This is a genomic window from Desulfuromonas acetoxidans DSM 684 (assembly GCF_000167355.1).
GTDB lineage: Bacteria > Desulfobacterota > Desulfuromonadia > Desulfuromonadales > Desulfuromonadaceae > Desulfuromonas > Desulfuromonas acetoxidans.
Genome location: NZ_AAEW02000017.1, coordinates 42,727 through 45,204 on the forward strand (window position 1 = coordinate 42,727; position 2,478 = coordinate 45,204).

At 49.4% G+C, this 2,478-nt stretch carries 2 protein-coding genes; both read left to right on the forward strand.

Annotated features, from left to right (window positions below):
- The first annotated feature begins 2 nt into the window (after positions 1-2).
- Positions 3-716: a response regulator gene (locus DACE_RS17530; protein WP_006002062.1), complete on the forward strand. Its 714-nt coding sequence runs from the start codon at positions 3-5 to the stop codon at positions 714-716.
- A 312-nt stretch (positions 717-1,028) separates the two neighbouring features.
- Positions 1,029-2,393, forward strand: coding sequence for a TolC family outer membrane protein (locus DACE_RS13355; RefSeq protein ID WP_006002063.1), 1,365 nt, complete (start codon positions 1,029-1,031; stop codon positions 2,391-2,393).
- Positions 2,394-2,478: the final 85 nt, after the last annotated feature.

The window sequence follows — 2,478 nt, forward strand, 5'->3', positions numbered from 1 at the left end:
CCGTGAATAAGATTCTGATTGTTGAAGATGAATTACTGATCGCCAATTATATCTGCGATGTCCTCAGCTCTGAAGGGTATAAGGTCGTTGGCATTGCCCGTGATCATAACGAAGCATTGACTTTGTTCAAGAAAAAGACACCGACTCTGGTCTGTATGGATATCAGTTTGAAAGATGAGAGGGATGGGATTGCCCTGGCGGCTCAGATGCGTGAGATTGGCCCGTTTGCCCTGATTTACCTGACCGCTTATGGTGATCGCGACAATGTGCGGCGGGCGCAACAGACAGAGCCGTTTGGTTTTCTGGTCAAGCCGGTCACGGATCAGACCATTCTGGCGACTGTGGCAACGGCAATGGGTAATGATCCACATATCAATGTTTATGAAGCGGAGCAGATTTTTCGCATTTGTTGTAGCGACTGTGAGCCTTTTGTGGTGGATTGCGCCAGCGGTAAGCTGGTCGTGGAATCGGAGGAGATTCGGTTGACGCCCAAGGAGAGCCAGATGCTTGGTTTTCTGCTCAGCCATCAGGGGGAAATTATCCCCTTCAGTAAGGTCAAAACGAAGGTTTGGCGTGATTACAGTGTCAGTGAAACGTCACTGAAGACCCTGTTGTGGCGATTGCGTAGTAAGTTGCCGGATCGCAACCTGATTAAAACCATTCCCGGCTTTGGCTATTGCATTGATGCACCCATTGAGAAAGTCACCAAAGTCTGAGTCTTCGTTTGATATGACGGGAAATGTCACTGGTTTGTGAACAGGAGATTCTTTTGTTATCACGACGTATATCTGTGAAATTTCTTGCCAAATCCCTGCTTTTTAGCCTTTTCTCACGTTTTCTTTCCCCTTGTTGACCTTTTTTAGGTAGCGTATATACATGTATCTCTATTAATCATTGTAACCACAATGTGACGATAGACATGTTACACTTTGTTCGTTTATTGACAGCAGTAGTGCGCCCAGTTGTCGCTGAATGCATAGCCTCTGTCTATAACTGTGATTAACTTCCTGCTTTTTAAAGGTGATGTGATGGAATTTTGTGTCTTTGGCAAAGTGCGTCTTTCTTTGGTCGCTTCTGTCTGTGCGGTTTTTCTTTTCGGGGGTGGCTTTCCTGAGGCGAGCCGGGCCGAAAGTCTGATGGATGTTTATCTCCAGGCCCAACAAAACGATCCGCTTCTCAAAGGCGCTTACTATCAGCAGCTTTCCGTCAAAGAGGGGCAAAGACAGGCTCTGGCTCAATTGTTGCCGACCCTGACCGCATTCGGCGAGTACACGGACACCTCACAGGATATCAAAAGCAGTGATAATACCGTTTATGGGTCTGGATCCAGTGATTACGATACCACCACCTATGGCTTGACTCTGACTCAGCCGCTGTTTCGTTGGGACAGCATTGCCGGCTATCAAAAATCCAAAGTGGAATCTCTTCAGGCTGAGGCGGAGTATCTTGTCGCTCAGCAGGAGTTGATCACCCGGGTTGCCGGTTTGTATCTCGATGCGTTGTCGGCACGAGATCAACTCCATTATGTAGAAACCGAAATGGCCGCCGTAGAAAAACATTACGAACTGGCCAGCGGCCGTCACCAGATGGGCTTGATTCCCGTCACCGATTTGCATGATGCTAAAGCGCGTCTGGCTACCATTCGGGCCAAGGCCATTGAGGCGCAAAACCAGCTTGACGATGCCTTGCAGGCTCTGAGCGAAGTGACCGGCACCACCATCACCGATCTCAACGATTTACAAGCCTCTATTCCTCTTGTCAGCCCGGAACCTGCCGATGTTGCCACCTGGACCGAATCCGGTTTGGAGCAGAATCCCACTATTGTTCTTCATCAACATGCCGTTGAAGCCGCTCGTCGAGAAGTCAGCCGCCAACGCGGTGGTCATTATCCGACGCTTGATCTAATCGGGAGTTACAGTGATGAAGATACGGATGATTCTCTGTTTGGTGGTGGTAGCGAAGTGGAAAATCTCGATATCACATTGGAACTGAATGTTCCGCTTTATCAGGGTGGTGAGATCAGCTCCAGAGTACGCCAATCCCAGCACGAGCTCAGTTACGCTGAGCAGGAATTGACCCGTCAGCAACGTACCGTCACCCGTCAGGTTCGCGCCGCATATCTCGGGGTGCAGACGTCATTGAGCCGGGTCGAGGCGTTGCAGCAATCCATTGTCTCCAACCAGTTGGCCCTTGAAGCGAAACAGGAAGGGTTCATGTCCGGTCTGTACACCAGCCTGAATGTGCTTGATGCTGAGCGTGACCTGTCTTTGGTCAGCATCGATTACGCACGGGCGCGCTACGATTATATTCTTAACAGCCTCAAGTTGCGTCAGGCCGTGGGGACACTGGCCGACAGTGATCTGGCTGAAATTGATCTGTGGTTTATTCAATGATGGTTTTTTAAAAAAATCGTCTGTGTTTTTTCAATAGGCCCATAACGAAGTACACGATGCACGACAGTAAGTCGAGGAGGGCATC

Coding starts and splice junctions, on each gene's coding strand:
- DACE_RS13355 (WP_006002063.1), top strand. CDS start 1,029: ATGGAATTTTGTGTCTTTGGCAAAGTGCGTCTTTCTTTGGTCGCTTCT.